The sequence below is a fragment of the Desulfosporosinus shakirovi genome, from assembly GCF_020595055.1.
GTDB lineage: Bacteria > Bacillota > Desulfitobacteriia > Desulfitobacteriales > Desulfitobacteriaceae > Desulfosporosinus > Desulfosporosinus shakirovi.
The window spans coordinates 25,526-48,342 of the sequence record NZ_JAJDOO010000013.1 but is presented as its reverse complement, the minus strand read 5'-3'; the positions used below and the strand labels follow the sequence as shown (position 1 = coordinate 48,342).

The following is a 22,817-nucleotide window of genomic DNA, read 5'->3' as shown; positions in this document are numbered from 1 at the left end:
CGAGGGTTATATGCTAAGGGCGAAATTCCCTATCCGAACTTTGAACTATTGTTCTGGATTTTTGTGGACGAACAATTACAAGGTCGAGAGCCACTAGTATAAGAGTAGCGATAAGAATGATGGTTAGACCTTTAGAAGAAGCTGTTGGTGCATAAGAAAAGGCCGGCATAGAATATGAAGAGAAGGGAATCGACGAAGGGACAGGGGATCTCTGTAAAGTTGGATAATTAGAATAGGAATTGGGTAAATAGGGCATAGGGGATTGACCGATATACGAAGATTGACGTGTATAGAGGGCAGGAGTGGCAGGATATGCATTGAGCATTGATGAAGCGGGTCGTTGAGCGGGACAATAGGTGGGGGTAGGCCGAATGGTATTTTGATGAAAGAGGCAAGGATTTCTCATTACAGGTGTATAGAGATGATGAGAATATCCATGATTCAAGGCTGTCTCCCCCTTTCGTTGAACATCAGGTTATTGCAGGTCGATGGGATCAAAGGATTTATGTCTATGAGGTTTGTATTGGTATTATATGTATTTTTAATTTGTGATGCTACATTTAGAAGAATATAATCGATATGTTGAGAGGCAAAAATTGGGCCTAATTAAGAGGCGCTTTTTTTGCCTTTTTGTAGTTTATCGAGAATATTTCGGAGGAGATTGTTTGATGCTAAGGAAAAGAGTTTTAGAATGGAGTGGACTCTGATGCAGGAAAAAAAGAATCATATCAAAACGCTTTTCCGGGTCATTAGGGCCTATAAAAAACCTATGCTTCTCGGGTTATTTCTAGGTATTAGTCTCATTATAGGTGATCTTTTAGTGAATCAGTTTATTATGGGAAATGAAAATATCCCCATTACTCTTGCGAAGATGGAGACAGAATACAGCCAACTTGAAAACAGTACCTCACAAAGCGAGGATCAAATCGTTACGGAAACCATGGAGACTGAGAATAAGCAAGGGACCGAAAATATCGGCAATGCAAATGATACAAATGACTTTGACTCCAGTAAGTGTGATCAAGCTCAGACAGTAAATGGTTCAAATGATTTTAATGATGAAGAGACTGTCTCCGCTATTAATAAGAAGCACTTCACAGTGCTTTTAGTTGGCGTGGACCAAAGACCGGGTGAAAAATCCTTTAGTAACACGGATACTCTATTAGTAGCCAATATCAATACTGTAAACGGCCAAGTCTCTCTCATTTCTATCCCAAGGGACACACAAGTTAATATTCCCGGCTATGGAAAGGAAAAGATCAATGCTGCAGCTCGCCTGGGAAAAGGACTTAAAACTACTAAGGCCTTAGTTCAAGAACTAACAGGCCAGCCAATAGACGGCTATGTTCTGACGAATTTCAAAGGGTTTAAGACAATGATCGATACATTAGGAGGAGTAACTCTAACAATTGAAAAAGATATGTATTATGTTACCGGGGACGCAGAAGATGGAATTATCAACTTAAAAAAAGGAACGCAACGCTTAAATGGGACACAGGCTTTGCAATATGCCAGGTTTCGTCAAGATGCTTTGGCAGATATATCAAGGACATCTCGGCAACAAGCAGTTCTTAAAGCAATGCAAAAAGAGCTGTTGCAAGTTAAGACCTTACCGAAATTACCCGGGCTTATTTCTCAGCTGAATAAATCGATGGAAACAGATCTTTCGGTAAGTGAATTATGGACACTGGCAAATATTATGAATCGTTTTGAAAACCCTGAGATTATATCCCAGACTTTACCGGGTAATTTTCTTATCGAAAATGATATTAGTTATTGGAGAGTTGACCCACTGAAGTCACATTCCGTGGTTAAACGGCTTATAGAAGAGGGGAAAACTACCTCTGTATTTTTTCAGCAGACTTAAGTTATTAGCTCAATATGTGTAACCCTTGTCATTTAACTTAAACGGTTATATACTATATAAGATTAATTTAGTAGGTTGAATTTTTGGAGGGTGAACATTGGATAAGTTGCTTGAGAAGTTGAAAGAATACTTGCACATGGAAACGGAAATCCCTTTTGATGAGTTTTCAGAATATTATCGTACCCTAATTGAGGAACTAAATCTGAAATTCAATGACCTTAATAATGATGATCGTGTAAAGGCTCTTTATATTTGTTCAATTGTACAATCTAATGCGGATGCCAGGGCAAAAGAGAGTAAAGTTAATGCTAAGGCATTTAAAAAGATGAGTGCAAAATGTGCGTTTTGGGCTGATGCGATTAAATTTAATTTAGGTAAAAGTGGAATGTCTTCTGAGGAGATTGAAAAAGCAACGGAAGAGATTAATGAAAACATCTAATCTGACAAAGATTTCGAATGATAAAAGAAGCATCATTGGCTTGATGCTTCTTTTTTTGTTTTGGGATGAAACATTTCATTCCTTTCAAACGTAATAAGAGTGTAGAGAAATTTAGTGATAAATAGGAGGAAACAAAAAATGCCTGAAAGAGTTTATCGATCGGTAAGAGATAAGATGATTGGAGGGGTTTGTGGGGGACTTGCAGACTATTTTAGAGTCGATGTCACCTTAGTGCGGCTCATTGCTTTAATTGCCTTGTTTGCAGGGGGAGTTGGTTTTCTGGCGTATTTAGTTGCCTGGGTGATTATTCCAGTTAATCCGACAGAGCATGGTGGATACCTAAGGAATTATAAACATGATGCTGGGGATGGCGTTAAGGAATTGGTCGATGATTTAGACGAGGCGACTAAGGAATTTGGGAGACCAGAAAATCACCAGAATCAGCAGAGTCATGAAAATCGCACTAAAATTGCAGGCGGTGTTTTGGTTGTTTTAGGATTGGTATTTTTACTTGAACGCTGGTTCCCATTCTGGTTCGATATGAGTAAAATGTGGCCTGTATTTCTTATCTTTATTGGGCTCGCTATTATTGTGCGGGGGGGAAGAAAATGAAAAGAGTCTTTGATAGCGTAAGTCGAGGACTGCTTCTAATTACAATGGGAATTATCTTCTTCCTGCTCAATTATGGGTTCCTATCTTGGAATTTATGGGTGCACGTCCTTGATTTATGGCCTTTAATTCTTATTTTAGCCGGAATTGGGTTGTTGTTTAACCGGAGGATTCCCCTCAGTGCGATTTTGTTAATCTTTCTCTTGAGTATGGTCGGGTATTCCCTAGTTGTGGGGGATAAGCCCGTACCTTGGAGAATGTCAAATAATTTTTATAGTAATCTAAGAGGAACTGAAGCAATTGAGGTACCTGCCAGGATAGGAGGATCAGGAACAATAGACGTTCCATTACCTTCAGAGGTCAAAAAAGCACAGTTAAATTTTGAATTAGGGGGAGCTCAATTTCAGGTAAAGGCATTAGAGAACAACCAAAGCCAAGGGCAACTTATGACGGGGAGTTACAGGTGGGAACGCAGAGGTTCAGCCCCGACAATAAACGGATCGCCCATAGTCATTGAGCAATCAGGAGATACCATAAATGCTAAGCTTTCCTCATCAACACCAGGAATAGGGCCAGGTAACTTTAAAGATATCTCGCTAAATCTTTCGCCGAAAGTACACTATGAAGTTGATATTGAAGCCGGAGCAATCAACGGAGATATTGATTTAAGCCAACTCATCGTGGATAGATTCAAAATTAGTACTGGAGCCGGCGAATTGAAACTTCAATTTGGTGACTTGGGAAGTGCCACCGATGGGGAAATTGAGAGTGGCGCCTCTAAGCTTACTTTGGTTGTCCCCGAAGCAACCGGCTTAAAGATTCGTTTAAACGGAGTGGCCACTAGTACAAATTTCATGGGATCGGGATTACTGTTAGAGAACAAAGACTGGGTTAGTCTGAACTATGCAGAAGCTAAGAGCAAAATCGACTTGGAAATTTCCACTGCGGCTGGAATCCTGCTATTGGAGCGGCCATCAAACAGTATACTTTAGTGGCTTATCAGAATTGAATAGTTGCTATTGTCTGAAGGCTTGGCGTTAGCCAAGTTTTCTTTATTAAAATCAATATCTGCAAGCTTGCTTAACTTAGTTCTGACTGTAACCAACAAGTTGCTGTGAATAGGCTAAAGATGGTATAATTCAAAGATAATCATAAGGATAGGAGATTGAGGATGTAGAATGGATATCATTTTGGCTCATCGCCAAATCGATTTTGATGCCTTAGCATCTATGGTGGCTGCCCAGAAAATTTATCCAAACAGCGTTTTGGTCATGGACGGGAAACCGAATGTCTTTGTTCAAGACTTTTTGGCGTTGTCAAGAGATCAATTGAGGTTTCGTAAAGCTCAGGATATCGATCTGGAAGAGGTTTCTCGGGTTATCTTAGTAGATACTCATGAACTTCATAGAGTAGGATTCTTAGGGGAAAAAGTGGCTAGACTACCTGGGATTGAGGTGGCAATCTATGATCACCATCCTTATGCGGGTGAGCTCAAACAGGGTATGGTTATAGAGCCTGTCGGGGCGTGCGCTACTCTTTTAGTTGAAAAACTAGCTGGACTTGGATTGCCCTTAAGCAGTTTTGAAGCAACCTTAATTGCCATTGGGATCTATGACGATACAGGAAGCTTACTGTTTGATAATACCACAGTTCGTGATGTTCACGCTGTGGCTTATTTATTAGAGCAAGGGGCAAACCTGGGAGTAATCGCTAAAAATTTGCGTCGACCGCTTGCTGAGGAGCAGAAAGAACTCTTACAACAATTGTTAGATCAAGGACAAACAGAGTTTTTTGATGGATTAGCCGTATATATCTCGTATGCTGAGATTAAGGACTATGTAGGCGGTCTTGCCTTATTAGCTCACCGAGTGGGTGAACTTGAAGGTGCCGAAACTTGGTTTTTGTTGGTTAAGATGGAGAACCGGGTGTACATAGTAGGCCGTTCCAGGGGCAGAGGATTACCTGTCAATGGATTAGTTCAGTTATTTGGCGGTGCAGGACATGAAAGAGCTGCTTCTGCAACCATTAAGGATGCTGAACTCCCCGACATATTGAAGCAATTGCGTTCGGCTATTCAGAGTCGCGCTAAACGTCCTCATCTTGTTAGAGATATCATGAGCTTCCCAGTTAAAACTGTCTCTCCTGAGACACGGCTGGGTGAAGTGGAACAAATTTTATTGCGTTACGGGCATACAGGAGTACCTGTCACAGAAGATAAGAATTTAGTTGGGATTATTTCTCGACGTGATGTCGATAAAGCAATTAAACATGGCCTGCAACATGCACCGGTAAAAGGTTTTATGACCACAAAGGTAGCTACCGTAGAGGCTGATGTGCCTTGGGATGAAGTGCAGCGCCTGATGGTTCAACACGATATCGGACGTCTGCCTGTTGTGGAAGATGGGAATCTCGTTGGCATCGTTTCCAGGTCAGACGTTTTACGTCTGGTTCACGGCGGATCAGTTCCTATCGAAACGCAGCTCGCACGAGAACGCAGTATTGCCATGCGTCAGGATATCTTGGATTTGATAGAAGGCCTGCCTAAGGAAGTTCAAAATCTCCTTGAAGCGGTGAGCGAAACTGCCGAGGAAGAAGAGTGTTCAGTTTATATCGTGGGAGGATTTGTCAGAGATTTATTGCTCTCCGTACCTACCCAAGATTTAGATTTTGTAGTTGAAGGCAGCGGCGGTCAATTTGCCCAGGCACTGATGCGGCGTATCCCGGATGGAAAGCTGACGCAGCATATAAAGTTTGGAACTGCTCAGATTATTTTTCCTGATGGAAGTCATCTTGACATAGCCAGTACGAGATGGGAACATTATTCTTTTCCGGGAGCACTTCCTCAAGTGGAAGAATCTTGTTTGCGGGATGATCTGTTTCGACGGGATTTTACGATTAATTCGATGGCGATTTGTCTGAATACTGAGCGCTTCGGAGAACTTGTTGATTATTATGGCGGTAAGCAAGATTTGCATCAAAGGAAAATTCGCTTCTTGCATAATATCAGTTTTATAGATGACCCGACTCGAATGCTTCGAGCAATACGTTTTGCTGAACGCTATCATTTTGATTTTGCTAAAGAAACTCTAGATGCGTTACATACTGCCATAGAGACAGGTGTCCTTTCTAAACTCAGTGTGGAACGTTTTACGGAAGAGGTACTACTCATCTTTAGAGAGGTTAACTATCTGGCGATGGGTCAGATCTTAGTGGAGAGCGGCTTATTTAAAGCCTGGTTTGGCAAGGAGCTTGCTTGGAATTTCAACTTAGTTAATGCGGAGAACAGCAAGGATTGGTCAATTAACATGCGTTGGCTAGTCTCTGTATCCCAAATGGAATCTGCCGAAATTGGCACCTTGCTTGAACGAGTAATTTTAAATAGATCCCTTCGGGATGAAACAATTGCCTATGTACAATTGCGTGAATCATTAATGGAGCGCTTAACTATAAGCGAAATGGACCGTTTGTTAAACAAGGCCCCCAAGGAAGTTGTGATTGTTTTAGCGCGGGATGAACGATTTAAAGTGCGAATAATGGAATGTCTTGAGGCTGGTCAAAGAATTAACATGTCCCTTGATGGAAAGGCTCTCTTACAGATGGGTTTGAAGCAAGGTCCAGAAATCGGAGAAATTCTAGATCGAGTACGAATGGCTTGGCTCGAGGGCAGAATTAGCACCTCAGAAGAAGAGCAGGGAATGGCTCGTCAGTGGGTTAATACCCAGCGTTAGAAGGAGGTATGAATTTGTTCGATTTCAATTTAGTCACTATTATCGCGAATATTCCTGCTTTGATGATAGGGTTTGCCTTTCATGAGTTTGCTCATGCTTGGGTGGCCGACCGTTTAGGGGACCCGACACCGCGAAGTCAGGGGCGTTTAACCTTAAACCCTTTCGTACACTTAGATCTTTTTGGAACCCTTATGGCGCTCTTATATCGATTTGGTTGGGCAAAGCCCGTTATGACTAATCCTCATTATTACCGGGGGGACAAGAGGCGCGGGCAAATTATGGTATCGTTGGCAGGTTCAGTCATGAATTTGATCGTGGCCTTTGTGGCAATGCTGTTATGGTTTGTGACCATGCTTTGGATTCAAGGTTCAGAGTGGTACGATATCATCTATCTTGTTTTCGAGTCTATTGTCTATATGAATCTTGGTTTAGGAGTTTTTAATCTTCTGCCGATTCCTCCTCTCGATGGTTTTGGCGTACTTGGTGGGTTGTTGCCTGAACGGTTTGCTTCCCAGTTGAACATGGTTGAACAGTATGGGATGATTATTCTAATCGTACTTCTCTTTACAGATATTCTCGGAAAAGTGCTTTCTCCTGCAGTATTTGGAATATTGCTGGTTTATCAGAAAATCATTACCTTACTATTAACACCATTTATAGGGTGAAGGTAATAGACAGAATCAGAGGTCGTTGGTCAAGAGTGACCAGAGATTTACAAAAGGGGTGTAAATATGAAGGGAAGAATATTTAGTGGAATGCGTCCGACAGGGGCATTACATATTGGGCACCTGAGTGTGATTCAGAACTGGGTGACCTTACAGGAGGATTATGAGAGCTATTTTTCGATCGTAGATTTGCATGCCTTGACAACTGGGTATGAAGACAGATTAGACTTTATCAGCTTAAGGAGGGAGATAGCCTTAGATTGGCTCAGTGTGGGAATTGACCCTCAAAAGAGTGCTGTCTTTTTACAGTCTGAGGTCAAAGAACACGCTGAGCTTCATTTGCTATTATCTATGTTTACACCCTTATCTTGGCTGGAACGGGTACCCACCTACAAGGATCAAATTCAACAATTAAGCCAACAGGGAAAAGATCTTGGAACTTACGGATTCTTAGGGTATCCTCTCTTAATGGCCGCAGATATTTTAGTTTATAAAGCAAATGTGGTGCCGGTCGGAGAAGATCAAATCCCTCATGTCGAGCTTTGCCGGGAGATCGCTCGACGTTTTAATCATCTTTATGGACCTGTGTTTCCCGAACCTAAAGATCTTGTGGGCAAAGTACCTCTCTTGCCTGGGGTTGACGGGCGGAAGATGAGTAAAAGTTATCATAATGCCATATCCCTTACGGCCTCGTCTGAGGAGATTAAGACGAGAGTGCAACAAATGGTAACAGATCCAGCTCGGCTGCGTAAAGATGATCCGGGTCACCCTGAAGTTTGTGTCGTGGATAAATTCCATAAAATCTACACTCCGGAAGTTGCCGAGGTAGAAGAAAAATGTCGCGCAGGAAAAGTGGGCTGTGTGGCGTGTAAACGGCATCTGGCAGAGAATTTAGAGAAGTTAATAAGTCCTTTTAGAGAAAGGCGTGCTTATTGGGAAGAGCCCGGTCGAGTGGAAAAGGTCTTAGAAGAAGGTGCCCAGCGTGCGCGGGTAACCACCTCAGAGACAATGAAAGAAGTTCGTTGCGTCATGGGACTGTAATGGAACGTGAAAACACTGGTCATCAGGTCGAACTTCCTGCCTACCAGGGCCCGCTTGATTTGTTGTTAACTCTTATTCAACAAGAAAAAGTGGATATCTATGATATCCCGATTGCGCGAGTTGCTGACCAATTCGTGGAAGTTGTACGTCGAATGGAATCTATGGACATGGAAGTAACCACGGAATTTCTGGTGCTTGCAGCCCAGTTACTCTATATTAAATCACGTGAGCTTTTACCAAAATCCCCAAAAAGTGAGCAAAGTCCGGTCGAGGAGGAAGATTTACGACAGGAACTGGTTGAACGCTTACTGGCCTACAGGGCATTTAAACAAGCGGCTAAAGTACTTGAGAACTTGGAAACCTCATCAGGGCGATCCTATTATCGCGAAATCAATGTCGAGGGGTTATTGACGGATGTCAAACCGGAAGATCCTCTTAAGGGGATAGATTTTGATGATTTATGGCAAGCGTTTTGCAGAGTAATTGAACGTGCCGAAAAAGGGGAAGAAATCAGATACGTTGAACCGGACGAAATTGCAATTGACATTATGCTTGCAGATGTTTTGCGTCGTGTTTTGCTTCATCCGAAGGGGCTTCGTTTTAACCAGCTCATGAGAATAGGAACGCGTATGGAAATGATTGTATCTTTCTTGGCGTTGTTAGAACTTTTGAAATCTGGAAAGGTGCGCGCTGAGCAAGTAACACTGCTTAGCGAAATTATGCTATATCCAACTGAAAAGGCCTGGGAATTCATGGAAGAGGAGTAGATAGAATTGCTATTTAGGGAACCGGAAACGGCTGCCTTAGAAGCTCTTTTATTTGTTGCCAAGGATCCCCTGACACCAGAGTTGCTCGGGGAGATTCTGGAGTTAGACTTAGCGATGATCAAAGAGCTTATTTATGAGCTTCGTACTCGGTACGCTGTAGACTCCTGCGGATTAACCCTTTTAGAGATTAATGGAGGCTTTAAACTAGGTACGAAGCCCAAGGTTGCGCGCTATATAGAAATTTTGTATAAACAACCTGCACAAGCTCTCTCCAATGCAGCGCTCGAAGTGCTCTCTATCATTGCTTACAAGCAACCGGTGACGAGAGGAGAGGTGGACTTCATCAGAGGAGTTCAATCTGATCGCGCCCTAGCAACGCTAGTTGAGAAAGGTCTGGTGAAAGATGTAGGTCGCAAGGATGGACCGGGGCGACCCATTCTATATGCCACGACAGAGCAGTTTTTACTTCATTTTGGCTTGCGTTCCCTCGAGGATATGCCAGACTTAGAAGCAGGATCGTTTAGTGATGATGAGGTGGCCAGCGCTCAAGAGTAGCTGATAAACATAATAAAAGCAATCTCCATTTACTTGGAGATTGCTTTTATTATGTTAAGAAAAAGGCAAAAGAATCTTTTCTTGTACCAGAGGCCTTGGTTTGGTTGCATAGGCTACAACTTCATCTTTTATGAGACTGAAGTTGTAGCTATCTGCCAATGACACTGTAAAAAGTATCAATTACCTTCATCGAGGATTATTCGAGATGCCAGATAGGTTCCGACTGCAACTATAATAACAACTAAAACTGTTTCATAGATTTCGAGTAATGGTTTTGCTTTCCCTATCTTAAGAATTTTTTGATATAGTTCAGGGGCCTGATCCTCAATAGCTTTTACTTTAGCCTGGAGGCTGTCAAACTCTTTCGTAATGTCTTGATATTTAACGCAAAGCAGTTCGTTTTTCCTTTGTATAATTCTATCAGTTGAGTTGGTGCGAGTAATAGGTTGGGTTGAATGCGGGGTAGCAAATCTAAAACTTACTGAGTTTCCATCAATTGAAAATTCATCAACTGAATATCCCGTTTTCCGCATACCGCCGATAAAGGCATCGCGCATAAGCCTGTCTTTCAAGGTGATGTTGACATCCATTGTTAACTCTGGGGGTTCGGAGAATTCGCCAAGCTTGAAACCAGTTAACCACCAATGTTCTCCTTCTCGCGTGAATAGTACATTTCCATTCTTCCTTAAGACAAAGGACATCTGCAACAAGTCGGCATCGCCTGCACAATTATAAAAAGTACCTGTAAAGAAGCCAGGTATCTTTAAATCCAGTGCCCCGGTATAAACTCCTATTTCTCCCCCGGTGACTAAGTCATACTGACCTTTCCAAAATCCAATCATCCATTTTTTCTCATTGTATTCGAAATGAATGGGTTCACAGTCTATGATCATTCCCAGCGGCGCTGCCGCTTCGTCAAAAAGCCGGCAGTAGCCAATACTTCTCTGCCAAGGATTCATGATGGAATAGAAAATATCCTGAGTTGAATCATGGGAGTAACCTGCGATTTCAATTACTTTATCCAATTCAGAGTTATCTGTTCCCCGAGTTAAAAAGCCGATCTTGTCAACATTTTTGCTCATTGACAATTCGCCTTGAGATTTTATTTGAACGGACATACATATCCCCCCTTAGTACATATTATTGGGTCAATGTATAGAATGGTGCATGAATTGTCAAATTTGTTTAAACACAAAATTTGACAAAGGAGAGGCACAGGAGATGCTCAATTAGTTGATGACTGATGGTATAGCTTTAGAAGGATAACTGCAAATGTAGTGGAATATCATTGCAATATTGCACTCAACAGTTTAGTTTCTGTAGGTTTGAGTTAAAATACGGGTAATATACAGGGGATAATTCCCTCTCGTGAATAGCGAGAAAGAAAGATTTCTTGCTTATTGCATAATTAGGCATCAACTGGGGAATCTTATCTTTTTAGCACTAGACAGAAAGTACAACTTCCCTTACATACTTTCTGAAGGTCCCTTCTCGCCATCCATGGCAAAAGGGGCAAGCGGTCATCACGGTGCCTTGCCATTCATGGCGGATTCTAATCTCGAACGTCCTGTTTTGTTCAAGTCATGGTCAGCGCATATCAGTGCAAATGAGGCGATCGCCCACGACTGAAGTCTTGGAGCCAGCCAAGTTTTCTTTAGCTCAGTATCTAGGATGATGAATGGAGTACGGAGGGGTTTAGGTGCGAGTTTTAGCGTTATTGCTCGCTATGGTTATCTTACTGCTAATCAGCTTTGTCTTAAAAGTACAAGTAGATTTTCGATACCGTCGTATCGAAGAAGAAGATCATATTGATATTGATTTTCGTGCTTTTAAAGGATTATGGCGGGCAAACTATCAGATTCCAACCCTTCAATTAGAGTGGGAAAAAGGTCCACAGATTGAATTCGAACAGGTTGCACAATCAAAAGGAGGAACTCGTAAGACTAAAACTACTGCACGCGTTCGCTATGTACGGCGCGGCTTTTTGAGTCGGCTGTGGCAGAACATTCCCATGCTGTTAAAGCACATAAATCGCATTAAGAGACAGTTTTATAGAGGGATTCATTGTAAGGCGATCAATTGGCGAGTAGAAATTGGCTACAAAGATGCATGTCATACTGCTATCGCAGCAGGATCTATTTGGACGATGTTTGGGTTCGCTTTCTCCTACCTTTACAGACAGGTGACGATGGAAGTGCAATCTCCAGCAATAGTAGTAATTCCCCAGTTTAAAAAAGAGGGTTTCTTTTGTGATATTCAATGCATATTCCATCTGAGAATAGGCCATATTATTTTCGTAGGACTGAGATTATTACGAACGTTTAAGCGGGGTATAAGGGGGAAGACAATACATGGGGAATCATCCGATTGAATCATTAATGAAAACCGCGATGGAGAGTATCCAACAAATAGTCGACGTTAATACCATAGTTGGCGACCCGGTTGAGAGCCCGGACGGTTCGGTGATTATTCCGATTTCCAAGGTTTCATGCGGTTTTGCGGCAGGCGGCAGTGAATTTGCTCCACCGGATGACAAAGAGGGAGGGAATTCCGGAGGAGGCACGCCGGGTCAAGGTCCGGCTCTGCCGTTTGGCGGTGGTGCCGGAGCAGGAGTATCAGTGCAACCAGTAGGCTTTTTGGTTGTCGGAAACGGAAACATTCGGCTTCTTCCTGTCGATAGTAATGTAGTAGTTGACCGTTTGATTGATACTGTTCCAGATCTATTAGAGCGAATTACAGGTATGTTTCAAAAGAAAAAGAGAACTACAGACGAGATTATTATTGCCCGCGACTAAACAGGTTGCAACCTAAGAATATTGATCAAGCAGAAAGAACGGGATATCTCGTTCTTTTTTGTTTGTCCCTTTCATACATTTTAGTCAGGGGGTGGGAAATGGTTAATCTCATCTGGCTTTTAATGTTGGCGGTCGGAATAATCGTCTCTGCGTTTAATGGTCACATTGAAAATGTTACAATATCTGCGATGAAGGCTGCAGAACTCGGAGTGGAGGTTGCAATTGAACTAATCGGCGTAATGAGTCTATGGTTGGGTCTTATGCGCTTGGCAGAGGAAGCTGGTCTAGTTAAAGGGATTGCGCGTATTTTTGGGCCAGCAATTCGGCGGCTGTTTCCATCTCTAAAACCTGATAGTCCAGCCTTGGGTGCTATTATTATGAATTTAAGCGCTAACATATTGGGGTTAGGTAATGCAGCAACACCCTTTGGACTTAAGGCTATGCAAGAACTCCAAAAGGAAAATCCTACACCTGATGTGGCAAGCCCTGCCATGATTACATTTTTAGCGTTAAATACTTCATGTATTACTCTAATCCCGGCAACGATTATTGGAGTGCGATTAAAAGCAAATTCAGCCAATCCTACTGAAATTATTGGGACGACTATAGTCGCGACCGGATGTGCTATGTTCATGGCGATTTCAGTGGATTACTTTATACGTCACAGGAGGAAGACATGAACGTAATTGCAGAAATATCCCGTTGGGCAATCCCCCTTCTCTTATTACTTATTCCGGTGACAGCCTACCTGCGTAAGGTTCCTGTCTATGAGTCGTTTGTAGAGGGGGCGGAGGAGGGTTTTAAGACGGGTGTACGGATACTGCCGTTCTTAATTGGGATGCTTGTCTCAATTAGGGTGTTTGTAGACTCCGGTGCTCTTAATATACTGTCGCATTGGCTGCACCCGCTTTTTGCCCTATTAGGACTGGAGGCTGATTTCGCTGCCATCATTCCTTTAGCAATTATGCGTCCTCTAAGTGGATCGGGAGCCTTAGGAGTAGCAACGCAACTAATCAATGAATATGGACCGGATTCCTACATCGGGCGTTTAGCGTCAACTTTACAAGGGAGTACAGATACCACATTCTTTGTACTAACAGTCTACTTTGGCTCGGTAGGAATCAAAAAGTATCGTTATGCACTTAAATTAGGATTACTGGCGGATATCATTGGATTGATTGTCTCAGTCTGGATAGTTACTAAAGTGTTTTATTGACCCCTACTTTGTGCATACTAACAATGAACCGAAAGGGGGCATTGTTAGTATGCTATATATTGTTTTACCCGCGTATAATGAGGACCAAGCACTTCCGGAATTGCTAGCAGATATAGATCACAATTGTGCGGCTATTCCTCATCAAATCGTTGTTGTCAATGATGGAAGTACTGATAGTACTTTCGATGTTATTCAGAATTACGCCCAAACACATGACAACGTGCACGGAGTTAATCATGAGAAAAACCAAGGGTTAGGGGCAGCCATAAACAGTGGTTTTCAATATGTTTTAAATCATAATTATCAAGTCAATTCACAGGACAAGCACCCTCCTGAAAAACAAGATTCTCCTGATATTGTTATCACCATGGATGCAGATAATACTCAACCTGCAGACTGTATTCCCGTATTGTATGATGAGATTTGTTCAGGCGCAGATCTAGTGATTGCTTCACGATATGTTCAAGGCGGAGAGCAGCACGGACTTTCGTTTGGACGTAGAGGACTGTCTTGGGGAGCCGGAAGGGTCATGCGATTTTTTGCACCAATCAAGGGAGTTCGAGATTATTCATGTGGATATCGAGCATATCGACTCAGACTGCTGGTCGAGGGAACCCGACAATACGGACCAAATATCATTAAGAGTCAGAATTTTTCTGGGATGGTTGAACTATTGCTAAAAGTTGCTCCTTTCGCAGAGCGTGTCACCGAAGTTCCCTTAAAACTTCACTATGAACTAAAAAAAGGTGCCAGTAAAATGAAAATTGGAGCAACGATTTGGGGATATTTACAACTCATATATCAGTTGAAACGCAACAAGTGGAGTACCGTGAAATGGGCCGAGGAATAAACCGTATACTCTTGGCAATGATTTTGCTTATTGCCTTAGTGTTCCGTTTACGCGGAATTACGAATCCGTTGTTAGATGATCAGGCCTGGAGGCAGGCAGATACGGCAAGTATGGCAACCCATATGATAGGTCATTTAATGGATTTTCCGAATGTTTTCATACCCCAACTTAATTACGACGGAGTGATACCCCAAAGTGTTGAGTTGGAATTTCCCTTTTTGCCTTATCTTTTGGCTTGGAGTTGGAGTATCTTCGGTTGGGCGGATGTTTGGGGACGTTTGTGGTCGGTCTCCTTATCCTTGGTTACAGTGGCAGGAATTTATAATTTGGGGCGAAATATATTCTCCGACAGGGTTGGGCTTTTTGCGGCTGCAATATATTCCTTAATCCCTATGTCAATCTATTATGGACGAGTTGTTATGCCTGAACCTATGGCCCAAGCCTGGAGCATTTGGGCATTAGCAATGATCTGGAGTTGGAGGAATGATCAAAAGGTGAGCGGGGTTTGGCAAGCAGGCCTGGTGATGGCTGGGGCAATACTAGCTAAGCTTCCTCAGCTTATGTTGTTTCCAGTTGCCATTCTGCTGGGTTTTTGGCCGCTTACTGATCGCCGGATAGAGAAACTTATCCGTTACAGCATGATTGTGCTTATTCCGCCATTGGTATATTATTTATGGGTACATTTTAACGTTGCTTCTTCCAGTCAATTTGTATCAGGAATATTAACTGGACAAGTTGTCAATGCAACAAGCTTAGATTGGGAGATATTGAAAAAGAATATTCAACATGGATTTACTGAGATAGTCCTTTTTTTATCCGGAGCTGGGATGCTCCGCATCCTTTTTTCTCGCTCTCAGGCGCGTATGGCCCTATTGGCTTGGTGTGGAATTAGTGTTTTATATATTGGAATAGTTTGTGCCCGTATTCCTTTAGATTATTACTTAGTGCCTATTTTACCTTTAGCCTCCTTATTAAGTGCTTATGCCCTTGACTGGATATCCTCCCTGCCAGGAACAGCGATTGGTATTGTCTTCCTAGTGTTAATCAACAAAGGGTCCTATACTGACTTGGCTCCAAAGTATCAATGGAATCGGGAATATCTCAGTCAAGCTGAGTGGATTAAAGAGCATACTGTACCATCAAGCATCCTGGTATTAAGCGATTCGCCGCCGATGACGTTTTATTATGCACAGAGGGTTGGATTTCGTTTAGACCCAGCCGATACTGAAATTGCCTTCGAAGTTCTTCAACGGTTACAGGGGGATTACCTTGTACATCTTCCTCATAGCACACAGAGCGAACAGTTTTGGGGAAAAGTTCAGAATAGTTATCCTGAGGTTGGACCCGGCGTATATGATTTAAGTAATTTAGACAATTCTGGTGACACAAAGGAATTAAATACTAGCAACGGACAGTTAGGAAGGGGAGAATATGGCTCAAGATAAAGAGAGTAAAGAACGTTTGCAAAAAGTGTTAGCGCAAGCTGGGGTGGCTTCACGGCGACATGCTGAGCAACTTATTCTAGAAGGTCGGGTAAGTGTAAATGGAGTAAAGATCTCTGCCTTAGGGCATAAAGTGGAAACAGATGACTATATTGAAGTCGATGGAAAGCCAGTCCAACGCTCTGAAAAACCGCACTATTATCTTCTTAATAAACCTGTTAGTGTAATTACCAGTGTATATGACCCACAAGGGCGACCCACTGTTACTGATTTAATGAAGGGAGTTCCAGTACGAGTTTACCCGGTTGGAAGGTTAGATTATGACACGTCTGGGGCCTTACTGCTCACTAATGATGGTGAATTGGCCCATCGCTTGATGCATCCTTCATATGGAGTAGAGAAGACTTACCGTGTCTGGGTACAAGGTCCGGTTGGTATTAGCGCTCTTGACAATTTGCGCCAAGGTGTACTGCTGGAAGATGGGAACACCGCACCAGCGATTGTAGAGCGTGTGTGCGTTGTTCCCAAAAAGAGTACCGAGAAGTCTAAATCGAGTCGTTTAGAAATCCTGGAAGTGACAATTCATGAAGGGCGAAATCGCCAAGTTCGTCGGATGTTTGCAGCTGTCGGATATCCTGTCCTTAAGCTTGAGCGGGTTCGCTTCGGTTCACTTAGCCAAGGGAATACTCTTCGTTCCGGTGCTTACAGAGCTCTTACCAAAGAGGAAATCCAGGAATTGCGAAGTAAAGCAGGCTTATGATTTAGGGTATGTAGGATGATCCAGTTCCTTATTCCATTTCTCAATATCTCTTCCACCATAGCCACGCAAGGTATTAGTAACCGCACTGATTTTTTCGTGTTCTGTTTGGATTAGAACAAACCAATGCCCCGTGCGCACTTCATGTTCATAATGGCGCGCGCGAATTTCTGAAAGACCATAGCTAAGCAGTACCTCAGCAAGCCCGCGACCTTGAGGTTGATGCATGAGCTGACTGGCTAGAGGTCCGGCGACAACCACTTCCCCTAAATTGGGTACGAGAAACGGTGGAGCTTGAACCAGCCAAGTATGATACTTGTCGAAAAAGGGTTCGCTGGGATAATAGGCTAATTCGTTAGCAATTTCTTCGCGGTATTGACCTTGGTGGAGGTATTCACTTAGAACCACCACGGATACTTTACTATTCGCCAAGGATTCCCCTTGAATTTCTTCAATTGCCTCCTTGGTTTGTTGAGGACCTTTGAAAATAGCAACGGCTGTTTTTAGCATGTAATTTATCCTCCTTTTAAACGCATATATACCCGTTGAAGTTTTCTTAGTATGTCCACAAATTCCAACCCTAAAGCAAGGCTTGCAGGAGAAAATCAAATCTATGGAGAATATTTAATTTATATGAAATAAAAAGACAGAATGTAGTAAGATGGGGAAACGGAGAGAACCAGTAATGAAAATTCGGATTGGGAATGAGCTCCTGACAGAACACATTCGCGTACGGATTAGAGTGGATTTTCGCGGTGAATCAAAAAATGGACGATTTTTCTTTGGAGGGAAGAGTAAGGAAATAATGGCTGAAACAATGCGAGAACAACAAGTTGCTTTACTTCGCAATGTGCCGCTTCAAGGAATCATTATCGAGGATGTTGATCTAAGTTTAGATGTTTATACAGTATCAGAAGAGAATGGGCGGCGACACCATGAGGTTGCCTATGCTCCGATCATTCTAACCTTGCGTATTGAGAATATCGATGATTTGCTCCCTCTCTTGATTAAACCAGAGTTCCGCAAAATTGAATTTTTAAGTCCTGAAAACATATCTCTTCACAGATTGGATATGGAGCGTTTACTCTTTCGACTTAGTCAATCATTTCAACAAGAATTAAGATTGCTTGAACAAAAATATTTACGCTGACAGTTATTAATTTTGAAACTAAATACCATATACAAAGAGCAAGGAATGCCATGGAGAGCTTTTCTTGCTCTTTTGATTTTGAGACAATCATGCATAGTTAAAGAGAAAATAGTAAACAATTTTCAAAGGAGTAATGAATTGGACTTGAAATATCACTAAAGCAGAGTTATAGTATTCAATGGTGTGATGGTAGGGCAGTCAGGCCACGCAAGGAATTAATATGGGAAAGGAGAAGTCAAACGGGAAAAATGGAGAAATATTAAAGGCTACATAACAAACGAAAGGTGGTATTTGACTTGGAATGGACACAGAACTATTCTGCACTTGGAGGTAGCGTTGGGTTAACGGCACTTGTGGTTTCGTTACCGATTTTTTATCTATTATGGGCTTTAGCCATTAAACGTATGAAGGGCCATATCGCTGGGGTATCCACGCTTTTATTTACTATTATTATAGTAGTGCTTGTTTACAAGATGCCAATAGGTATTGCGCTATCAGCAAGTGCTCTTGGAATTCTGAATGGATTGTTTCCTATTGCTTGGATTATTGTAACAGCAGTTTTTCTATATAACCTTACCGTTGAAGCTGGACAATTTGATATAATTAAAAGTTCAATTGCTTCTTTGTCCAATGATCGTCGTCTTCAGGCCCTCCTCATTGCTTTTTCATTCGGTGCGTTTTTAGAGGGGGCTGCCGGATTTGGTACACCCGTTGCAATTACGGGTGCCATCTTAATTGGACTGGGTTTTGAACCTCTCTATGCGGCAGGTCTTTGCTTAATTGCAAACACTGCCCCGGTTGCCTTCGGAGGGATTGGCGCGCCAATTATTGCCGCTGGTGCAGTAACAGGTGTTGATGCCAACCTTATCTCGGCAGCAGTCGGACGTCAACTTCCCTTCCTTTCGGTGTTCATTCCATTATATTTAATTATTCTCATGGCCGGCTGGAAAGGGGCTAAAGAGGTTCTTCCTGCCATTGCCGTTTCAGGAACCACCTTCGCCGTTGCACAGTGGTGGTCATCAAACTATCTCGGACCTATGCTTCCGGATATTATATCCTCACTGTTTTCCCTCATCGCTACTGCTATTTTACTCAAATTCTGGAAACCTAAAAATATTTGGCGCTTTCCGAATGAGAAAGGGGAAAAAATCGAACAGTACAAAAAATATTCCGGTGGTCAAATCCTTAAAGCTTGGTCTCCATTTGTAATACTTACCATTATTGTGGGGATTTGGGGAACATCTAGCTTTAAGGATTTCATTACAAATCAACTTCAATGGTTTATAAACATTCCGCATTGGCCGGGGTTGGATGGATTAGTTATGAAAACTATGCCAATTGTTACTAAACCAACAGTTTATTCAGCTTATTACAAGTGGGAATTCTTCACTGCTGCGGGGACTGCAATCCTAATCACAGCAATTATAACTATGTTTATTCTTCGAATTAACCCTGCCAGAGGAGCTAAAGTGGCAGGGGCTACATTGAAAACTCTCATCTATCCAACTATTACGATTGCTTCAGTACTGGGTTTCGCCTATATTGCAAACTATTCCGGACTTTCATATACACTAGGTCTTTTGTTTGCCCAAACTGGTCATTTATTTCCCTTCTTCGCACCTGTACTTGGTTGGTTGGGAGTTTTCTTAACCGGCTCAGACACCTCGGCAAACGCTTTATTTGGCCAACTTCAAAATGTCACAGGCCAACAAGTCGGTGTCAACCCTGTTCTGACCATTGCATCCAACAGCTCTGGTGGAGTAGTGGGAAAAATGATTTCCCCACAATCAATTGCTGTAGCGGCAGCAGCAACTGATTGTGGGGAAAGAGTCTGACCTTTTCCGCTTTACACTTAAACATTCACTCTTTCTTTTACTTCTTGTTTGCATTATGACCTACCTACAGGCGTATGTGGTTCCGGGTATGATGCCAACCATCGAAACATTTATCCAGTGAACACATGAAGCTTAAACTAAAAAATTAACTCTAATAAGGGGAAGCGGCAGTTTTTAAAGCCCTTCCCCTTATTATTTGAAGAGAATTTAATTTACATATTGAAATTTAATGATAATTGCATTAATATATGGTTAGATGGTCTGACAGTCAGACAAAATTAAAATTTTCACAATATAGGGGGTAGATGGATGTTAGCTCGTGAAGTCTTACAAGAACTCATTCAAGTGCTGGGTGCGGAGAACGTTCTCACTGAGCAGGAAGACTTACTGACCTATGCTTATGATGCGACCGCCGCGATGAAACATCATAAGCCAGATGTTGTGGTTTCACCCCTTTCTACTGAACAAGTGGCAGAGGTCGTAAAAATAGCTGTACGCCACAATATTCCGATCTATCCACGCGGTTCTGGTACTAATCTTAGTGGAGGGACTATTCCCACAAAGGGTGGAATTGTTCTCTCTATGCTTAATCTAAATAAGATCCTGGAAATAGACCAGGATAACTTGACGGCGACGGTTCAACCAGGGGTGATCATCCAGGCGCTTAATGATGAGGTGCTAAAACTCGGTTTGTTATATCCGCCGGACCCTGGAACAGTCACTACCGCAACGATGGGTGGCTCACTTTCGGAATGCTCGGGTGGATTGCGTGGTCTAAAATATGGGGTAACCAAGCATTATATTATGGGATTGCAAATAGTTTTGGCCAATGGCGAGGTCATCCGGTGGGGCGGAAAAACGGTTAAAAATGTTACAGGATACGATCTGGTAGCCCTCTTTACCGGGGCTGAAGGAACGCTGGGAATTGTTACGGAAATCATCGTGAAATTAATACCATCTCCCGAGGCTCGCAAGAGTATTTTGGCCGTTTTTGATGACGTCGATAAGGCAGGAAAAGCTATTGCTTCGATAATCCGTAATAAGATTATTCCAGCAACCCTAGAAATTATGGATAATGTAACGATTCAAACCGTTGAACATTTTGTCCATGCTGGACTTCCATTAGATGCTGAAGCGGTCCTCTTGATTGAAGTCGACGGATATAAAGAAGTGGTCGAAAGGGAAGCTGTTTTGGTAGAGCAAATTTTAAAGGACGAGCAGGCTGTCGAAGTTAAAATTGCTAAAGATGATAAAGAACGCGATCTTTTGTGGTTAGCTCGCCGGAGTGCACTTCCCGCCCTTGCTCAAAAAAGACCGACAACAGTCCTTGAAGATGCAACCGTACCCAGAAGTAAAATTCCCGATATGCTTAAAGCAATTCGTAGAATTGCCGATAAGCATAATCTCAATATTGCCACATTTGGGCATGCTGGAGACGGGAACCTGCATCCTACGATTTTGACAGATGAACGAGATCAGGACGAAATGAAGCGGGTTCACCTAGCAGTCGATGAAATCTTCCAGACCGCCATATCTTTGGGAGGGACTCTTTCAGGTGAACATGGGATCGGGATTGCAAAAATGAAATATCTAGATTGGGAGTTTGGAGAAGCTGGTGTCGCTGCATTAAGGAGAATAAAAGAAGCCCTGGATCCCAACTATTTGTTGAACCCTGGGAAGATAGTAAGGAGGGACTAATCGTGTCCGTATATAATTCGCTGGATTCGATTACCGAAGAACTCCATAAATGCATGAAATGTGGAAACTGTATGGCGGTTTGTCCTATCTACAAGGAAACACGCCAAGAGGTTGGAGTTGCAAGGGGAAAGATAAGTTTAGTGGAATACCTCCTTTCTGGAGAAATTGAAATGACCGAGAGGCTGGCTGATCGCTTTTCCCTGTGTACAACCTGTATGGCTTGCAACACTAACTGTCCCTGTGGAGTTCAATTTGATAAGATAATCTTGGCTGCGAGGGCAGAAGCTGTTCGCAAAAAAGGATTGCACCCGGTCAAAAAGATTGCCTTTACTGCGCTCAAGATGCAACGAATGTTTGATTTTGGGATGAAGACAGGAAGCCTTTTTCAGGGCGTAGCCCTAAAGCATGTACCCCACAAAAGTGATCGTATTGCCCGGATGCGCTTTGATATTGGCATAGGGACAGACAAAGTATTTCCTATGCTTGCCAGCAAAACTCTACGTTCTGAGTTTCCGGAAGTGGTTAAGGTCAAAAATCCAAAGATGAGAGTGGCCTTCTTCACAGGATGTATGATAAACTATTTCTATACAGATATTGGAAAAGCAGTGGTTGAGGTTCTCAAAGAAAACGACATTGAAGTGGTCATTCCAAAGGGTCAGGGTTGCTGTGGTATACCCGCCTCAGTTAATGGGGATGTAGCATCTGCCAGTGCTTTGGCAAAACGCAATTTAAGAGCATTTGAGAAGCTTGGTGCGGACGCATTAGTTGTTGCCTGTTCTTCTGGAGGGACTGCTTGGAAGCATGTTTTTGGTGAATTGCTAGAGAATGACCCGGAATTTAAAGCATTGGCTGATAAGTGGGCTGGCAAATCATATGATATTTCCGAATTTTTGATTCATAAAGTCCCTTTCAAAAAACAAGGGTTAGGCCGAGTGGACCGGAAAGTCACTTATCATGATCCTTGTCATTTAAATCGTGGTCAAGGGATTAATAAAGAACCGCGAGAAATATTAAAGAGTATTCCCGGAGTGACGGTGATTGAAATGAAAGAGCCTGGTCGTTGTTGCGGGATGGCTGGATCCTTTAGTCTCGTTCACCCTGATCTTTCTGTACAGATTTCGGATCGGAAAACAGCCGACATTGAATTGACACACACGGATACAGTCGCAACTGGTTGCCCGGCTTGCAGGTTACAGCTGAAAAGCGGGGCGGAAAATGCAGGAATTGAAGAAGAGGTCCTGCATACAATCCAGATATTGGCTGAATCCTACAGAGCTGGTAAAAAGAACGAAATTCGTTCTTTATAAGCGAGAATACTCACGACCTTAATTGTTGTAAAACATGGGAACACTTTATAATAATAAAGTGTTCCCATGTTTCATATAGGGGTTAGCTATGATACA

At 42.5% G+C, this 22,817-nt stretch carries 22 protein-coding genes and 1 pseudogene; 20 read left to right on the top strand and 3 right to left on the bottom strand.

Features of this window, described 5'->3' with window-relative positions:
* Positions 1–13 precede the first annotated feature (13 nt).
* On the bottom strand, positions 14–445 hold the full coding sequence (locus LJE72_RS12965; protein ID WP_229248017.1) for a hypothetical protein: 432 nt from the start codon (positions 443–445) through the stop codon (positions 14–16).
* 261 nt (positions 446–706) lie between these two features.
* Between LJE72_RS12965 and LJE72_RS12960 the strand changes: the two genes are divergently transcribed.
* From LJE72_RS12960 to scpB, 9 genes are all read left to right on the top strand, one after another.
* On the top strand, positions 707–1,867 hold the full coding sequence (locus LJE72_RS12960) for an LCP family protein (protein ID WP_229248016.1): 1,161 nt from the start codon (positions 707–709) through the stop codon (positions 1,865–1,867).
* Between the two features lie 97 nt (positions 1,868–1,964).
* A complete protein-coding gene (locus tag LJE72_RS12955; protein ID WP_229248015.1) occupies positions 1,965–2,306 on the top strand; it encodes a hypothetical protein in 342 nt (113 codons plus the stop codon).
* Between the two features lie 138 nt (positions 2,307–2,444).
* Positions 2,445–2,918, top strand: a complete 474-nt coding sequence (locus LJE72_RS12950) for a PspC domain-containing protein (RefSeq protein ID WP_229248014.1) — start codon at positions 2,445–2,447, stop codon at positions 2,916–2,918.
* A complete protein-coding gene (locus tag LJE72_RS12945) occupies positions 2,915–3,907 on the top strand; it encodes a LiaF transmembrane domain-containing protein (RefSeq protein WP_229248013.1) in 993 nt (330 codons plus the stop codon). The genes LJE72_RS12950 and LJE72_RS12945 overlap by 4 nt, the downstream gene beginning before the upstream one ends.
* A 186-nt stretch (positions 3,908–4,093) precedes the next feature.
* On the top strand, positions 4,094–6,643 hold the full coding sequence (locus tag LJE72_RS12940) for a CBS domain-containing protein (RefSeq protein WP_229248012.1): 2,550 nt from the start codon (positions 4,094–4,096) through the stop codon (positions 6,641–6,643).
* Between the two features lie 8 nt (positions 6,644–6,651).
* Positions 6,652–7,308 carry a site-2 protease family protein gene (locus LJE72_RS12935; protein WP_229248011.1) on the top strand — a complete coding sequence of 219 codons (657 nt, stop codon included), beginning with the start codon at positions 6,652–6,654 and terminating at the stop codon, positions 7,306–7,308.
* A 66-nt stretch (positions 7,309–7,374) separates the two neighbouring features.
* Entirely contained in the window at positions 7,375–8,349 is a 975-nt protein-coding gene (trpS, locus tag LJE72_RS12930) for a tryptophan--tRNA ligase (RefSeq protein WP_229248010.1), read from the top strand.
* Positions 8,349–9,116, top strand: coding sequence for a segregation and condensation protein A (locus tag LJE72_RS12925; RefSeq protein WP_229248009.1), 768 nt, complete (start codon positions 8,349–8,351; stop codon positions 9,114–9,116). The genes trpS and LJE72_RS12925 overlap by 1 nt, the downstream gene beginning before the upstream one ends.
* Positions 9,117–9,122: 6 nt before the next feature.
* A complete protein-coding gene (gene scpB, locus LJE72_RS12920; protein ID WP_229248008.1) occupies positions 9,123–9,671 on the top strand; it encodes an SMC-Scp complex subunit ScpB in 549 nt (182 codons plus the stop codon).
* Positions 9,672–9,847: 176 nt separating this feature from the next.
* On the opposite strand, the gene LJE72_RS12915 is transcribed toward scpB, so the two are convergent.
* Positions 9,848–10,789, bottom strand: coding sequence for a DUF4474 domain-containing protein (locus tag LJE72_RS12915; RefSeq protein WP_229248007.1), 942 nt, complete (start codon positions 10,787–10,789; stop codon positions 9,848–9,850).
* Between the two features lie 581 nt (positions 10,790–11,370).
* Between LJE72_RS12915 and LJE72_RS12910 the strand changes: the two genes are divergently transcribed.
* The 7 genes from LJE72_RS12910 (at position 11,371) to LJE72_RS12880 (ending at position 16,734) form a co-directional block, all read left to right on the top strand.
* The gene (locus LJE72_RS12910; RefSeq protein WP_229248006.1) at positions 11,371–12,042 is read left to right on the top strand and encodes a DUF2953 domain-containing protein; all 672 of its coding nucleotides are present in this window, start codon (positions 11,371–11,373) and stop codon (positions 12,040–12,042) included.
* Positions 12,023–12,466, top strand: a complete 444-nt coding sequence (ytfJ, locus tag LJE72_RS12905) for a GerW family sporulation protein (protein WP_073030267.1) — start codon at positions 12,023–12,025, stop codon at positions 12,464–12,466. Before LJE72_RS12910 ends, ytfJ begins: the two co-directional genes overlap by 20 nt.
* Before the next feature lie 98 nt (positions 12,467–12,564).
* Positions 12,565–13,146 (top strand): nucleoside recognition domain-containing protein, encoded by a 582-nt coding sequence (locus tag LJE72_RS12900; RefSeq protein WP_229248005.1) that lies wholly within the window; start codon positions 12,565–12,567, stop codon positions 13,144–13,146.
* Positions 13,143–13,682 (top strand): spore maturation protein, encoded by a 540-nt coding sequence (locus tag LJE72_RS12895; protein WP_229248004.1) that lies wholly within the window; start codon positions 13,143–13,145, stop codon positions 13,680–13,682. Before LJE72_RS12900 ends, LJE72_RS12895 begins: the two co-directional genes overlap by 4 nt.
* Before the next feature lie 49 nt (positions 13,683–13,731).
* Entirely contained in the window at positions 13,732–14,532 is an 801-nt protein-coding gene (locus tag LJE72_RS12890; protein WP_229248003.1) for a glycosyltransferase family 2 protein, read from the top strand.
* Positions 14,517–15,977, top strand: a complete 1,461-nt coding sequence (locus LJE72_RS12885) for an ArnT family glycosyltransferase (RefSeq protein ID WP_229248002.1) — start codon at positions 14,517–14,519, stop codon at positions 15,975–15,977. The genes LJE72_RS12890 and LJE72_RS12885 overlap by 16 nt, the downstream gene beginning before the upstream one ends.
* Entirely contained in the window at positions 15,964–16,734 is a 771-nt protein-coding gene (locus LJE72_RS12880; protein ID WP_229248001.1) for a pseudouridine synthase, read from the top strand. Before LJE72_RS12885 ends, LJE72_RS12880 begins: the two co-directional genes overlap by 14 nt.
* Here LJE72_RS12880 and LJE72_RS12875 read toward each other — a convergent pair.
* Positions 16,729–17,241, bottom strand: a complete 513-nt coding sequence (locus LJE72_RS12875; RefSeq protein WP_229248000.1) for a hypothetical protein — start codon at positions 17,239–17,241, stop codon at positions 16,729–16,731. The two genes, LJE72_RS12880 and LJE72_RS12875, sit on opposite strands and share 6 nt — an antisense overlap.
* A 175-nt stretch (positions 17,242–17,416) precedes the next feature.
* Here LJE72_RS12875 and LJE72_RS12870 point away from each other — a divergent pair, with 175 nt between their 5' ends.
* The 4 genes and pseudogenes from LJE72_RS12870 (at position 17,417) to LJE72_RS12855 (ending at position 22,721) form a co-directional block, all read left to right on the top strand.
* Positions 17,417–17,881, top strand: coding sequence for a hypothetical protein (locus LJE72_RS12870; protein ID WP_229247999.1), 465 nt, complete (start codon positions 17,417–17,419; stop codon positions 17,879–17,881).
* 296 nt (positions 17,882–18,177) lie between these two features.
* Positions 18,178–19,837: pseudogene (locus tag LJE72_RS12865) on the top strand (L-lactate permease).
* 188 nt (positions 19,838–20,025) lie between these two features.
* On the top strand, positions 20,026–21,414 hold the full coding sequence (locus LJE72_RS12860) for an FAD-binding oxidoreductase (RefSeq protein WP_073030259.1): 1,389 nt from the start codon (positions 20,026–20,028) through the stop codon (positions 21,412–21,414).
* A gap of 2 nt (positions 21,415–21,416) precedes the next feature.
* Positions 21,417–22,721, top strand: a complete 1,305-nt coding sequence (locus tag LJE72_RS12855; protein WP_229247998.1) for a (Fe-S)-binding protein — start codon at positions 21,417–21,419, stop codon at positions 22,719–22,721.
* Positions 22,722–22,817: the final 96 nt, after the last annotated feature.

Coding starts and splice junctions, on each gene's coding strand:
- trpS (WP_229248010.1), top strand. CDS start 7,375: ATGAAGGGAAGAATATTTAGTGGAATGCGTCCGACAGGGGCATTACAT.
- LJE72_RS12870 (WP_229247999.1), top strand. CDS start 17,417: ATGAAAATTCGGATTGGGAATGAGCTCCTGACAGAACACATTCGCGTA.
- LJE72_RS12940 (WP_229248012.1), top strand. CDS start 4,094: ATGGATATCATTTTGGCTCATCGCCAAATCGATTTTGATGCCTTAGCA.
- LJE72_RS12895 (WP_229248004.1), top strand. CDS start 13,143: ATGAACGTAATTGCAGAAATATCCCGTTGGGCAATCCCCCTTCTCTTA.
- LJE72_RS12885 (WP_229248002.1), top strand. CDS start 14,517: ATGGGCCGAGGAATAAACCGTATACTCTTGGCAATGATTTTGCTTATT.
- LJE72_RS12915 (WP_229248007.1), bottom strand. CDS start 10,789: ATGTCCGTTCAAATAAAATCTCAAGGCGAATTGTCAATGAGCAAAAAT.
- LJE72_RS12880 (WP_229248001.1), top strand. CDS start 15,964: ATGGCTCAAGATAAAGAGAGTAAAGAACGTTTGCAAAAAGTGTTAGCG.
- LJE72_RS12875 (WP_229248000.1), bottom strand. CDS start 17,241: ATGCTAAAAACAGCCGTTGCTATTTTCAAAGGTCCTCAACAAACCAAG.
- LJE72_RS12945 (WP_229248013.1), top strand. CDS start 2,915: ATGAAAAGAGTCTTTGATAGCGTAAGTCGAGGACTGCTTCTAATTACA.
- ytfJ (WP_073030267.1), top strand. CDS start 12,023: ATGGGGAATCATCCGATTGAATCATTAATGAAAACCGCGATGGAGAGT.
- LJE72_RS12960 (WP_229248016.1), top strand. CDS start 707: ATGCAGGAAAAAAAGAATCATATCAAAACGCTTTTCCGGGTCATTAGG.
- LJE72_RS12860 (WP_073030259.1), top strand. CDS start 20,026: ATGTTAGCTCGTGAAGTCTTACAAGAACTCATTCAAGTGCTGGGTGCG.
- LJE72_RS12890 (WP_229248003.1), top strand. CDS start 13,732: ATGCTATATATTGTTTTACCCGCGTATAATGAGGACCAAGCACTTCCG.
- LJE72_RS12900 (WP_229248005.1), top strand. CDS start 12,565: ATGGTTAATCTCATCTGGCTTTTAATGTTGGCGGTCGGAATAATCGTC.
- LJE72_RS12925 (WP_229248009.1), top strand. CDS start 8,349: ATGGAACGTGAAAACACTGGTCATCAGGTCGAACTTCCTGCCTACCAG.
- LJE72_RS12935 (WP_229248011.1), top strand. CDS start 6,652: ATGAATTTGTTCGATTTCAATTTAGTCACTATTATCGCGAATATTCCT.
- LJE72_RS12950 (WP_229248014.1), top strand. CDS start 2,445: ATGCCTGAAAGAGTTTATCGATCGGTAAGAGATAAGATGATTGGAGGG.